We start from the raw sequence: 12664 nt of genomic DNA, 5'->3' as shown, positions 1-12664 counted from the left end.
CCTGTGAAAAGCGGCGCAGAGTGCCGTTTAACGACCGCATACTGACGGTCGATCGGAGGGAATAGGATGTCTCGTCTTCTTCGCGGAGCGGCGCTGGCCGCCCTGAGCCTGGCCGCCGTGTCTGTCGCCGGGGCCGCCTCGGCCCAGAGCTACAACCGTCTGGTGGTGTTCGGCGACAGCCTGTCGGACAACGGCAACCTGTATCTGGCGACGGGCGGATCGACCCCGGCCTCGCCTCCCTATGGCGCCGGGCGATTCTCCAACGGGCCGGTGTTTACCGAGCGGCTGGGCTTTGACGCCGCCAACTTCATGGGGCCGGTGACGGGCAGCATCAACTATGCCTTCGGCGGGGCGCGCACCGACGCCGAGGCCATGCCGCTGGGGATGCGTGTGCAACTGGCCCAGTATCAGCAGCGCGGCGGAACCTTCGGCGCGAACGATCTGGTCAGCGTCCTGGGCGGGGCGAACAACATTTTCCAGGGTCTGCCCACAGCCGGGGCCTCGACCAATCCGACCGGCGCCATCACGCCCGTAGCCCTCAGCGCGGCGGCGGACATCAACTTCATCGTCAACGGGATAGCCCAGGCCGGAGCGGGGACCGTATTGGTCACAAACCTGCCCAAACTGAGCATCACGCCGCAGTTTCGCGGTACGCCCGCCGCGCCGCTGGCCGACTTCGCCGTCACCACCTTCAACGGCGCCCTGCTGACCGGGTTGAACGCGACGGCGGCGGCGCGGCCGGGGACCAACATTATCCTGATGGATCTGTTCAAGGTCGGCGACGTGGTGGCCGCCAACCCCAGCGCCTTCGGCGTGTCGAACGTGACGCAGGCCTGCTTCAACGGCGTGACCCTGTGCTCCAACCCGGACGACTACTTCTATTTCGACGGGGTGCACCCGACGGCCAAGGGGCATGAGGTGATCGCACGTCTGAGCAACGACTACCTCTACTACGGCGACCTGGGCAGCCAGACGGCCGTGCTGGGCGAGACGGCGTGGCGGCATCGCGAGGACGCGCTGGACGGATCGACCGCGGCCCTGTCGGGGCGTGAGGCGTGGGAGAGCGGGACCTCCATCTCGGTCGGCGCGCTGGCTGACAAGACTGAGACGGACGCCCGCGGCGCCATCGGCAAGGCGACCTCCGACGGTTATGGCGTGCGCATCGCCCTGGAGTCCGGTACCGAGACCCTGCGTTTTGGCGTGGCCGGATCCTATCGCAACGCCGATGTGGATGCGGGCGCCCTGCGCGCCGACATCGACAGCTTCGGGCTGGACCTCTACGGCGGCTGGCGCTCGGGCGACGTCTTCGTCAATGCGGCGGCGGGCGTGGCTCAGGACGACTTCAACGACATCAACCGCCTGACCAGCCTGGCGCCGATCGTTCACAGCGGCTCGACGCGGGGCGTCTCAACCGGGGCGCGGCTGCAGGGCGGGATGTGGTTCGACATGGGCGGCTTCGCCCTGTCGCCGCGTGCGGCTGTGGCCTGGATCAAGGCCGACGTGGACGGCTTCAGCGAGCAGGGTCCGGCGGCGCAATACGCCTATGCCGACCGTTCGGTGCAGGCGACGACGGCCGAGATCGCTCTGCGCGCCGAGGGCGGGACCGAGCGGGTGCGCTTCTATGCCGAAGGCGGTTATCGCGACAGCCTGAGCGACGACAGCGACGCGGTGCGCACCGGCATCCTCGGCAATCCGGCCAAGATTCTGGCCCGCGACGTGGATCTGCCGTTCGGCGGGCAGGTGCTGGCCGCCGCCGGGATCGAAGGCACCATCATGGAGCGGCTGAAGGTGTCGATCGGCTACAAGGGTCGCTTCGGCGACCATGCCGACAGCCATATGGCGGCGGTGAAGCTCAGTCTGCCGCTGTAGAGCTGGAAAACGCAGGTTCCCGAGGTGCGACGCCGTGTCGCCCTCGGGGCGCCCCATTCATGTCCCGGTGAAATTGCAAAAGACAGTCAAGTCCAGCCGTCGGCGAGTGTCCATCTCGCTGTCTGCGTGCGTGTTTCGCGCGCCCTTCTGACGGCTCCCCGCGCTGACGAAGCGCTCAGAATGAGTCGTTAGAGTATGCGTTTAGTTCCCACGGCCGTGCGGCCGCATGTGATCCGTTTCGGCCAGACCGGGGCCATGGTCGGCCTGGCTGTTCTGGCTATGGCGGCGGCGCCCGTCGGCATGATCTCCGGCGCGCCGGAAAAGGTCATTGAAGTGTCCGTCCCCACTGCGCCGCCGGTCAAGGCCGTGGCCGAACCCGCCGGTCCTGTCACCCGCAAGATCGTTTTCGAGGCGCCGCTGAAAGGCTATCGCATCAACTCGCCCTTCGGCCTGCGCAAGCTGGCGATCGAGGCCAAGGCGCGGGCGCACAAGGGCGTGGACATCGCCGCGCCGACCGGCACCAGCGTCTTCGCCACCACCGAGGGCAAGGTTCTGCGCGCGGGCTATGATGCGGGGGGCTACGGCAACTTCATCGAGGTTCAGCATCCCAACGGCATGACCAGCCTGTACGGACACCTCAGCCGCATCGACGTCCACTCGGGCAAGCCGGTGACGGCGGGCGAGCGCATCGGCCTGGTCGGCTCGACCGGCTATTCGACCGGCCCGCACCTGCATTTCGAGGTGCGGCGCAACGGCGGCCAGGTCGACCCCGCCAAGATCGTCGGCCAGAGCTTCGACATCCGGGTGAAGGCGCCGGTCTGACCGCATCAGGCGGCGCGGCATCATGACCAAACCGTAATGTAAAAGTTGCTTTACTCGGGGCGGCTCGCGCCCTTACCTTCGATCCTCGAATTATCGCAGGGGAACCGAATGGTCGCGGCGCTGACGCTGGACGGAATCAGCAAGAGGTACGGAGGCTTCCAGGCGGTTTCCGACCTGAGCTTCCAGGTCGAGAAAGGCTCGATCTGCGGCTTTTTGGGGCCGAACGGGGCGGGCAAGACCTCGACCCTGCGGATGATCCTGGGCCTGCAACCGGCGACCAGCGGGCGCATCGACATCCTAGGCGCCGACGACGGCCGCAAGGTGCGCGACCGGATCGGCTTCCTCCCCGAGGAGCGTGGCCTCTACAAGAAGATGACGCCGGTGGACGCTATCGCCTTCTTCGGCGGCCTGAAGGGGCTGCCCCTGCCCGAGGGGCGTCGTCGCGGCCGCGAGATGCTGGAGCAGATGGGCCTGGGCGAGGCCAGCAAGAAGAAGATGAAGGAGCTGTCCAAGGGGATGGCCCAGAAGGTCCAGTTGATCGCCTCGGTGGTGCATCAGCCGGAGTTCGTGATCCTGGACGAGCCGTTCTCGGGGCTGGATCCGATGAACCAGCAGGGGCTGGAAGCCATGATCCGCGCCCTGGCCGCCGATGGGGCGACGGTGCTGTTCTCGACCCACGTCATGCAGCACGCAGAGCGCCTGTGCGACAAGGTCGTGCTGCTGGCCCGAGGGCGCAAGGCGTTCGAAGGCACGGTGGACGAGGCGCGCGCCACCTCGCCGCGCTTTCTGGAGCTGGAAGGGGCGCTGGACCGCAACGCGGTCGCCGCCCTGCCGGGCGTCAGCGGCATCGAGACCCTGGCGGAAGACGGCGCCGTCAGCACCCTGCGTGTCGGCCTGACGCCGGGCGCCGAGGCGCAATCCGCCCTACGCGCCGCCTTCCTGGGCGGACTGGACGTGCGGCGCTTCCAGATGAAGGAGCCGACCCTGCACGACGCCTTCATCGCCCTGACCGGCGACCACCCGGACGAAGATCAGTCCGTCGCCAAGACTGACAAGATGGAGGCCGCGCGATGAGCCGCATTCTTCTGATCGCGCGCCGCGAGTTCCTGGCTTACGCCAAGACGGTCGGCTTCTGGTTGTCCCTGCTGGCCTTTCCGCTGTTCGCCGTTCTGGGCGGCGCCGTTCCGATGCTGATGAAGCACGCCGAACCGGTGCGCGAAGCCGTCATCGTCGACGAGACCCCGGCCGGGTCCGGCCTGGCCGCCGCGGTGCGTCAGGCGCTGGAGACAGAGCGCGGACGCGCCGATATCGCCGCCCTGCGTATGGCCGCCGTGCCCGAGTCGGGGACGGCTGGGGGCGACCGGGTGCGCGAGGCCGCCGAGAAGGGCGGTTTCGACGCCGGGCTTGAGGCGCTGAAGAAGGAGGCGCCGCGCGCCGCCGCGGGCTTCAAGACGCCCAAGCGCTCCTTTGAGCTGGTCGAGGCGCCTGCTGAACTGATGGCCGCCGCGCCGGGCGAGGCGCGCGACGCCCTGGCCCGTCGCTATGTCGACAAGGATGCGCCTGAGGGCGAGCGTCTGAACGCCGTGGTCTTCCTGACCGAAAAGGACGGCCAGCCCGGCGCACGCGTCTGGACCGGCCGCGCCACCGACGATGTCGTGGAAGACGCCGTGCGCGACGCCCTGAAGTCCGCCAACCGCAGCCGCGTCTTCGTGTCCAGCGGCATCGACCCTTCGGTGGTGGCGCAGACCGAGCGCTTCCGGCCCGAGGTCTCGGTCTTCTCGCCGCGCGCCGCGTCGGGGGGCGAGGTGTCGTTCCGCGACAAGCTGCCGGTCATCGTCGGCATGGCGGTGGGCTTTATCCTGTGGTCGTTGATCATCACCGGCGCCTCCATCCTGCTGAACAGCGTGATGGAGGAGAAGTCGAACAAGATCCTCGAGGTGCTGCTGTCCTCGGCCTCGGCGACTGAGATCCTGACCGGCAAGGTGCTGGGGGTGGCCCTGCTGACCCTGGCCGTGCTGGGCGCATGGGGCGGGATCGGCGCCATCGGCCTGATGGCGAGCGTGCCGGACGTGGCGCGCGACATCGGTTCGGTGTTGCTGACCGACGGCCTGTTCGTCTGGTTCCTGCTGTTCCTGGTCGGCGGCTATCTGATGTATGCGGTGCTGTTCGCCGCCATCGGCGCCTTCTGCGACACGCCGCGCGACGCCCAGACCCTGATGGGGCCGATCATGATGGTGCTGGTCGTGCCGATCCTGGTCATGCAGATGGCCATCCGCACCCCGGACGCGATGGTGGTGAAGGTGATCAGCCTGATCCCGCCCTTCACCCCCTTCGTCATGGCCGCCCGCGCGCCCAGCGGACCGCCGTTGATCGAACTGATCGGCGGCCTGCTCGGCATGTTCCTGTTCGCCGCCCTGATGGTCTGGGCGGCGGGCCGCGCCTTCCGCGCCGGCGCCCTGTCGGATGTGAAGCTGAGTTGGAAGAGCTTTATGGGCGCCGTGACGGGGCGGTGATCTTCTTTAACAGCGCGCCCTAACTGTCCGCTCGCAAGGACTGATAGGCGTCCAGAGCGTCCGTATCGATTTCGGTGCGGACGCTTCTTTCTTTGGGGTGGTTGTTCGAGCCGCGTTTCTTGACGCCTGAGACCCAGTATTCCTCGCGGGTCTCTGCATCCATGAAGTTACCGCTTATGCCGGAGCCGCCAATGCTGGCGAGTTCACGGCCGCGATAATAGACGGTCTTGCCGGTCTTGGAGAACGACACCCAGCCGATGCGGGCCGGGGAGCCGTCGATCAGGCCGCCGTTGCGATTCTCCACATACATGAGGCGTTGCGGCAGGCCCCGGGTGCGCTGATCGGTCATAGCCGTTCACTCCTCTCTGAGGCAGGCTACGCAACGTGCCTGTCGAAAGGCAAAGAAAAAGGCCGCCCCGGCGATCCGGGGCGGCCTTTGATCTTTCAGGCGTCAGCAGGTCTTAGCGACCGCGACCCTTCGGGGCCGGCAGCAGGCCTTCGCGCTGAGCGCGCTTGCGGGCCAGCTTGCGGGCGCGACGGACGGCTTCAGCCTTTTGGCGAGCGCGCTTTTCCGACGGCTTTTCAAAGTGAACGTGACGCTTCATTTCGCGGAAGCTGCCTTCGCGCTGCATCTTTTTCTTCAGGGCTTTCAGCGCCTGATCGACATTGTTGTCGCGGACAAAAATCTGAACCAGGGGTCTCTCTCCTTTGGCCGCCCGCCGCGTCCTTTCCAAGGGAGACGGGCAGACAAAACAAAACCACGCTCGAGAGGAAGGCCTCTCAAGTGAAGGCGCGCTGATACATGATCGGGGGGGGCGTGTCCAGATCGTCGCGCCTAATCGTGATGGGTCGAAACGCCCGCCGTATGGGCGTATCGTGCCGTCCATGACCGAGACAGCCGAGACCGCTTCGAAAGGCGATTGGGCCGACCGCACAGAACAGGCCGTTCTGGACGCGGCCATAGAACGCGCGCCCGCGCTGGGCTGGAACACGCGCATGACGCGCGCCGCGTGCGAGGCGTGCGGCCTGTCACTGGGCGATCAGGAGTTGCTGCTGCCGAACGGTCCGCGCGACCTGGCGGTCCTGCTGTCGCGCCGCCATGACGCGCGGGCTCTGAAAGCTTTGGAGGCCACGCCTGCGGCCACGATGAAGATTCGCGAACGAATCGCCGCCGCCGTCTCGGCGCGGATGGAGGCGGGAGCGCAGGACCTCGAGGCGGCCAAACGCTGCGCGGGTTTCCTCAGCCTGCCGACCAATGTCGACCTGGGCTTCAAGCTGGCGTGGGAGACGGCGGATCATCTCTGGCGCTGGGCCGGGGATACGGCGACGGACCAGAATCACTACTCCAAGCGGGCGATTCTGGGCGGTATCCTGATTCCCGCCCTGACCATGCGCTGGTTCGATGGGCGCGAGGCGGCGGAAGCTTTTGTCGCTCGCCGCATCGAAAACGTCATGGCCTTCGAGAAGTGGAAGGCGGGCAAGGATTTCGACGCGCCAGTCCGCACGATCACCGAGGCGCTAGGGCGGTTGAGATACGGCGCCAAGGCGCAACGCCCTCTCCCATCGGGAGAGGGTTAGAGGATGCGGTTTACGTGCGCCATCTTCCGCCCCGGCCGGGCGTCGTGCTTGCCGTAGAGGTGCGGGCGCGCGTTCGGCTCGGCGGCCAGGGTGCGCCACTGCTCGACTTCGTCGCCCAGCAGGTTGGTCATCTCGACGCGGGCGTGGGCCTGCGTCGGGCCCAGCGGCCAGCCGACGACGGCGCGGACGTGCTGTTCGAACTGGTCGCAGATACAGCCGTCCTGGGTCCAGTGGCCGGTGTTGTGGACGCGCGGGGCGACCTCGTTCACCAGCAGCTCTCCGCTGCCCATGTCGAACAGTTCGATGCCCATGACGCCGATGTAGTCGAGGCCGTCCAGAACGGCGGCGGCGATCTGTTCGGCGCGTCCTTGTGTGGCCGGATCGACGGCGGCGGGGGCGGTGGTGGTCTTCAGCACCCCGTTCTGGTGGACGTTTTCGCCCAGAGGGTAGACGGCGACGGCGCCGTCGCGGCCGCGCGCGGCGATGACCGACAGTTCGCGCTGGAAGACGGCGGCGGCCTCCAGCACGGCGGGGCGGCGGCCGATGGCGTCGAAGGCGGCTTCGGCGTCGGCGGCGTCGCGGATCCAGGCTTGGCCCTTGCCGTCATAGCCCTCGCGCCGGGTCTTCAGCAGGGCGGGCAGGCCCAGTGCGTCGATGGCGGCGGTCAGGTCGTCCAGCGTGGTCACGGCGGCGAAGGCCACGGTCGGGGCGCCCACGGCGTTCAGATAGGTCTTCTCGTCCACCCGGTCCTGAGCCACGGCCAGCGCCGTCGGCCCCGGTGCGACAAGGGCGCCCGCTTCGGCCAGGGTCTCGACCGAGGCGGCGGGGACGTTTTCGAACTCAAAGGTGACGACGTCGCACAGGCGGCCCAGCGCCTGAAGCGCGTCAGGATCGTCATAAGGGGCGGTGATCTGGGCGCGCGAGACGCGGGCGGCCGGGCAATCCGGCTGGGGATCGAGGATCACCACGTCGAAGCCAAGGCGCGAGGCGGCCTGGCTCAGCATCCGGCCCAACTGGCCCCCGCCGAGAATGCCGAGGGTCGAACCGGGGGCCAAAGGCAGTTTCTCGGGCAACGGGCGCATCAGTCCTCGACGCTTTCGGCGACGGATTCGGTCTGGGCGGCGCGGAAGGCGGACAGGCGCTCGGCGATCGCGGGATCGGACAGGGCCAGAATCTGCGCCGCCAGAATCCCGGCGTTGGCGGCGCCCGCTTCGCCGATGGCCAGGGTGGCGACCGGCACGCCACCGGGCATCTGGACGATCGACAGCAGGCTATCGAGGCCCTTCAGCGCCTTGGACTGGACCGGCACCCCCAGCACAGGCAGGTCGGTCATGGAGGCGGCCATGCCGGGCAGGTGAGCCGCCCCGCCGGCGCCGGCGATGATGACCTTGAAGCCCTTGTCCTTGGCCGTGGTGGCGAAGTCATACAGGCGCTGGGGCGTACGGTGGGCGCTGACGACCTTGGCCTCCCAGGCGACGCCCAGTTGGTCCAGGCGGTCGGCGGCCAGCTTCATCGTGGGCCAGTCCGAGCGGCTGCCCATGATGATGGCGACGGAAACGGGCGGCGTGGAGGCGGTCATGCGCAAAGGCTCCCCATGCGGAAAGCGGCCCGTTACAGCACCCGCGTTGCGCCCGCAACCGAGGACGCTAGACTCATCACCGTCGCTGGGCCCTGAGTCGGCCGGAAATGCGACGCCGGAGCCCGCTTTGAACCACCTGGCCGAACAGACGACCGCTGCGGGCGCCGATGCCGATTTGCAGGCCGAGATCGCCCGCCTGCGCGCCGAGGTGGCGGCGCTGACCGAGCGGGCCGAGCGGGCCGAGGCTCTGGCTGATCATGACGTGCTGACGCCTGCGCTGAACAGGCGCGGCTTCATGACGGTGCTGGCGCGCAATCTGGCCTATTGCCGTCGTCACGGGGTCGAGGCGGCGCTGCTGTATCTTGATCTGGACGGGTTCAAGGGCGTCAACGACGGTCTGGGCCATGCGGCGGGCGATGCGGCCCTGATCGCCGTGGCGGAGTTGTTGCTCGCCAATGTGCGCGAATCTGACGCTGTCGGCCGGATGGGCGGGGATGAGTTCACCGTGGTGCTGATGAACGCAGGCGCTGAGGAAGGCCGCGAGAAAGCGCGGCGGCTGAGCGAGGCGCTGAACCGCGACGGTTTTGTCTGGGAGGGCCAGCGCCTGCCTCTGGGCGGCTCGTTCGGCGTGCGCGCCTTCGCCGGACAGGCGGATGCCGAGGTCTGGCTGGCCGAGGCGGACGCGGCCATGTGGCTGCGGAAGAAGGCGCGTCCGGAAGCGACGCGCTGACGAATTGAAAAGGACGCCGAGGTCAGCCTCGGCACCCTGCTTTTCTTAGCCGTTCAGCAGGCTGTTGCGGCGGCTGTACAGCAAATAGACGGCCACCCCGATCACGTTCCAGATGACGAAGTTGATCTGGGTCGAGGCGGGCAGGCTGAAGAACAGATAGACGCAGCCCGCGATGGCGATCGGTCCCACCAGCCACCAGACCGGGGCGCGGAACACGCGCGGGCGGCTCGGCTCGCGGCGTCGCAGTACGATCAGGCACAGGCCGACCGAGGCGAAGGCCGCTAGCGTCCCGGCGTTGGCCAGGGCCGCCAGATCGCCCAGCGGGATGAAGCCCGCGATGATCGCCATCAGGACGGCCGTTCCCGCCGTGACACGGACCGGGCCGCCCGACCGCTTCGACACGTGGGCCAGGCTGCGCGGCAGCAGGCCGTCGCGCGCCATGACGAAGAAGATGCGGCTCTGGCCGAACATGAAGGCCAGGATGACGGTAGGCAGGGCGACGACCGCCGCGCCCGCGATCAGGGTGGCCCACAGGTCCGAACCGACGGTGCGGATGATGTGCGACAGCGGCTCGGGCGACTTCATGAATTCGGTGAAGGGCATGGCGCCCAGGGCGGCGATGGCGACGGCCATATAGATGGCGACGCAGGCCACCATCGAGCCGATAATGCCGATGGTCAGGTCGCGGGCGGGGTTGCGGGTCTCTTCCGCCGCCGTCGCCACCGCGTCGAAGCCGTAAAAGGCGAAGAAGATGATGGCCGCCGCCGCCATCACGCCGGTCTGAGCCCCGACCCCGTGCGAGAAGCCGTAGGGCATGAAGGGCTTGAGGTTCTCCGGATTGAAGTGGGGTAGGGCGATGGCCACGAAGGCGATCAGGGCGACGATCTTGACCACCACCAGGGCCGCGTTGATCGAGGCGCTTTCCTTGGTACCGGCGACCAGCAGTCCCGCCACGGCGGCGACGATGACGACGGCGGGCAGGTTGACGATGCCGCCCTGGGACGGCGCCGAGGTCAGTACGGCGGGCAGGCCCATGCCGATGCCTTCCATCATGCCCGAAAAATATCCTGCCCAGCCGACGGCCACGGCAGAGCAGACGACGGTGTATTCCAGGATCAGGCTCCAACCGACCATCCAGGCCGCGCCTTCGCCCAGCGTGGTGTAGGAGTAGGTGTAGGCGGACCCCGACTCTGGGATCATGGTCGCCAGTTCGGCATAGGCCAGGGCGGCGCATACGCAGACGATGCCTGCGATGACGAAGGCCAGCATGACCGCCGGGCCCGCCCGCTCGGCGCCCACGCCGATCAGGGTGTAGATGCCGGTTCCCACGATGGCGCCGACGCCCAACGCCACGAGGTGAGGCCACGACAGGGTGGGCTTCAGTCCATGAGCCCTGGGCGCTGCGCCTCCCAGCGCAGGCAAGGCCTTGCGGCGTGTCAAGAAACTCATGCGTCTCCCCCAGACATTGGATAATGCCAATTTATGAAATGAGAATATTCGGATTAGCGGCGATATGGCGCAGCATTCTTAGATCGCCCTTGAGGTGCGTCCAGGGCATTGCCGAAAAAAAACGACCCCAAGACACCGTTTTTAATCGCTATCCTTAGATCATAAAATCAGAATTGCCGCATAAACAACGCTTCTTTCGCTCACCTGGCACAAAAACTCATATTTCGAAGAACGCGTACGGTTATGGGGTTTTTCGGGAATTTTATTTCGAAAGGCGGAAAATATCCGAAACTCTTGCCCGTCGCGGGGTGCTAGCGAATTGGAGGTCTGGCTGAGGGGCCCGGCATGCGCTGGCAGGGGTCTGAAAGACCCTCGATCTTGGGAGGGATTGCAGCTTGCGGACTCGTTTAGAGAAAAAGTCCATGTTCAGGGGCGCCGGCGCGGCGTGTGCGGCCGCGCTTATGCTGACCACGGCGCCGAGCGCAGTTTCAGCTCAAACTCAGGCTCAGGCTCAGGCGGCGCCGACGCGTGCGAGCCTGAATCCGGCGCCGGCGCGTCGGGCGGGCGAGGGATACGGGCCTTATCCCCTGATGGTGGTGCGCGGCGCCATGCTGATCGACGGCACGGGCGCGCCGCCGATGGGGCCGGTCGACATCGTCATCGAGAATGACAAGATCACGGACATCATTCAGGCCGGCTGGCCGGGCCTGCCGGAGCGCGAAGGCCGCCCGCCGCTGAATGCAGCGCACGAGATCGACGCGCGCGGGATGTACGTCATGCCGGGCTTCGTCGACGCCCACGCCCACGGCGGCAGCCCGCAGAAGGCGCCGGACCTTGAGTATGTCTACAAGCTGTGGCTCGCCCACGGGGTGACGACGGTGCGCGGCGTCAGCCTGGCGCCGCACGACATCGCCGTGTCGGAAAAGGCCCGCTCGGCCCGGGGCGAGATCGTCGCCCCGCGCATCTACAACTATCAGACCATCGGTTCCGGCTGGTCGCGGGGCCGCATCCGCAGCCCTGAGATGGCGCGCGAATGGGTGCGCTGGGGCGCGGCCAACGGCGTGGACGGCATCAAGTTCTTCCTGCGCGGCGACGAGACGCCCGAGGTGGTCCTTGCCGCCATCGACGAAGCCAAGAAAAACCATATGGGAACGGTCGCCCATATCGCCCAGCCGGGCGTGGCCCAGTTGAACGCCGAACAACTGGCGGCGGCGGGCCTGGGCACCATCACCCATTTCTACGGCCATTTCGAATCTCTGCTGGGCGGGCGGACGATCCAGAACTATCCGACCGACTACAACTTCTATGATGAGCAGAAGCGGTTCGGCGAAGCGGCGGAGATCTGGGACGAAGTCGAGCCTGGCTCGCCGCAATGGTACGCCTATCTTGAGGCTCAAAAGGAGACGGGCGTCGTCTTTGACCCGACGATGACCATCTATGCCGCCTCGCGCGACCTGATGCGGGCGCGTAATGCACCCTGGCACCAGATCTATACCCTCCCGACGCTGGCGGACTATTTCCAGTCCACGCGCGACAATCACGGCAGCTACTTCTTCGACTGGACGACGTCGAACGAGGTGGCGTGGCGCCGCTTCTATGAGCGGTTCATGCTGTTGCTGAACGACTACAAGAAGGTCGGCGGCCGGGTCACGGTCGGGTCGGACTCGGGCTTCATCTGGAAGCTGTACGGCTTCGGCTACGTCGAAGAGCTGGAACTGCTGCAGGAAGCCGGTTTCCATCCGTTGGAGATCGTTCGCGCCGCCACGATGGACGGGGCCATGACCCTGGCCGAGCCGACCGGCAAGGCGCCGACCTTCGGCATCGTGCGGCCGGGCATGAGTGCGGATCTGGTCATCACGACCGAGAACCCTCTGGCCAACTTCAAGACGCTTTACGGCACAGGGCATGAACGCTTGAGCCCTGAAAACCGCATCGAGACGGTGGGCGGGGTGCGTTGGACGGTGGCGCGCGGCGTCGCCTACGACGCGCCGGCCCTGCTGGCCGACGTGCGGGCCATGGTCGATCGGCAAAAAGCCGAACGAGGAGAGGCGCAAGGAGGGCGCTGATCCAACAACGGACGAGCCGGGCGCCGCCTAATGGGGAGGGCGCGCCCGTGCTTAACAT

General features: G+C 67.1%; 12 protein-coding genes. 7 read left to right on the top strand and 5 right to left on the bottom strand.

Annotated elements, in window-relative coordinates:
• Nucleotides 1-66 precede the first annotated feature (66 nt).
• The 4 genes from H556_RS0104560 (at nt 67) to H556_RS0104545 (ending at nt 5204) form a co-directional block, all read left to right on the top strand.
• Entirely contained in the window at nt 67-1869 is a 1803-nt protein-coding gene (locus H556_RS0104560; protein ID WP_024353309.1) for an autotransporter domain-containing esterase, read from the top strand.
• Nucleotides 1870-2064: 195 nt separating this feature from the next.
• Entirely contained in the window at nt 2065-2691 is a 627-nt protein-coding gene (locus H556_RS0104555) for a M23 family metallopeptidase (RefSeq protein WP_024353308.1), read from the top strand.
• 108 nt (nt 2692-2799) lie between these two features.
• Nucleotides 2800-3765, top strand: a complete 966-nt coding sequence (locus H556_RS0104550) for an ABC transporter ATP-binding protein (protein ID WP_024353307.1) — start codon at nt 2800-2802, stop codon at nt 3763-3765.
• Complete coding sequence (locus H556_RS0104545) at nt 3762-5204, top strand: ABC transporter permease (protein ID WP_024353306.1); 1443 nt, start codon at nt 3762-3764, stop codon at nt 5202-5204. Before H556_RS0104550 ends, H556_RS0104545 begins: the two co-directional genes overlap by 4 nt.
• A gap of 19 nt (nt 5205-5223) precedes the next feature.
• On the opposite strand, the gene H556_RS0104540 is transcribed toward H556_RS0104545, so the two are convergent.
• Together H556_RS0104540 and rpsU are read right to left on the bottom strand one after the other, a co-directional pair.
• A complete protein-coding gene (locus H556_RS0104540; RefSeq protein WP_024353305.1) occupies nt 5224-5553 on the bottom strand; it encodes a hypothetical protein in 330 nt (109 codons plus the stop codon).
• A gap of 112 nt (nt 5554-5665) precedes the next feature.
• Nucleotides 5666-5899, bottom strand: a complete 234-nt coding sequence (gene rpsU / locus H556_RS0104535) for a 30S ribosomal protein S21 (protein ID WP_087139870.1) — start codon at nt 5897-5899, stop codon at nt 5666-5668.
• Nucleotides 5900-6089: 190 nt separating this feature from the next.
• Here rpsU and H556_RS0104530 point away from each other — a divergent pair, with 190 nt between their 5' ends.
• Nucleotides 6090-6782 carry a COQ9 family protein gene (locus tag H556_RS0104530; protein WP_024353304.1) on the top strand — a complete coding sequence of 231 codons (693 nt, stop codon included), beginning with the start codon at nt 6090-6092 and terminating at the stop codon, nt 6780-6782.
• Here the strand turns inward: H556_RS0104530 and H556_RS0104525 are convergent.
• Both H556_RS0104525 and purE read right to left on the bottom strand, forming a co-directional pair.
• Complete coding sequence (locus tag H556_RS0104525) at nt 6779-7864, bottom strand: 5-(carboxyamino)imidazole ribonucleotide synthase (RefSeq protein WP_029673203.1); 1086 nt, start codon at nt 7862-7864, stop codon at nt 6779-6781. The genes H556_RS0104530 and H556_RS0104525 overlap by 4 nt on opposite strands.
• Nucleotides 7864-8361, bottom strand: coding sequence for a 5-(carboxyamino)imidazole ribonucleotide mutase (gene purE, locus H556_RS0104520; protein WP_024353302.1), 498 nt, complete (start codon nt 8359-8361; stop codon nt 7864-7866). The genes H556_RS0104525 and purE overlap by 1 nt, the downstream gene beginning before the upstream one ends.
• A 127-nt stretch (nt 8362-8488) precedes the next feature.
• On the opposite strand from purE, the gene H556_RS0104515 reads away from it, so the two are divergent.
• Nucleotides 8489-9091 carry a GGDEF domain-containing protein gene (locus H556_RS0104515; protein WP_024353301.1) on the top strand — a complete coding sequence of 201 codons (603 nt, stop codon included), beginning with the start codon at nt 8489-8491 and terminating at the stop codon, nt 9089-9091.
• A 45-nt stretch (nt 9092-9136) separates the two neighbouring features.
• Here H556_RS0104515 and H556_RS0104510 read toward each other — a convergent pair whose 3' ends face one another.
• A complete protein-coding gene (locus H556_RS0104510) occupies nt 9137-10540 on the bottom strand; it encodes an amino acid permease (RefSeq protein WP_024353300.1) in 1404 nt (467 codons plus the stop codon).
• Nucleotides 10541-10962: 422 nt separating this feature from the next.
• Here H556_RS0104510 and H556_RS0104505 point away from each other — a divergent pair, with 422 nt between their 5' ends.
• Complete coding sequence (locus tag H556_RS0104505; RefSeq protein ID WP_024353299.1) at nt 10963-12606, top strand: amidohydrolase family protein; 1644 nt, start codon at nt 10963-10965, stop codon at nt 12604-12606.
• Nucleotides 12607-12664 lie beyond the last annotated feature (58 nt).

Source organism: Brevundimonas naejangsanensis DSM 23858 (genome assembly GCF_000421705.1).
Classification (GTDB): Bacteria; Pseudomonadota; Alphaproteobacteria; order Caulobacterales; family Caulobacteraceae; genus Brevundimonas; species Brevundimonas naejangsanensis.
Note: the sequence above shows the minus strand (reverse complement) of the source record. Positions and strands in the feature narration are given on the sequence as shown.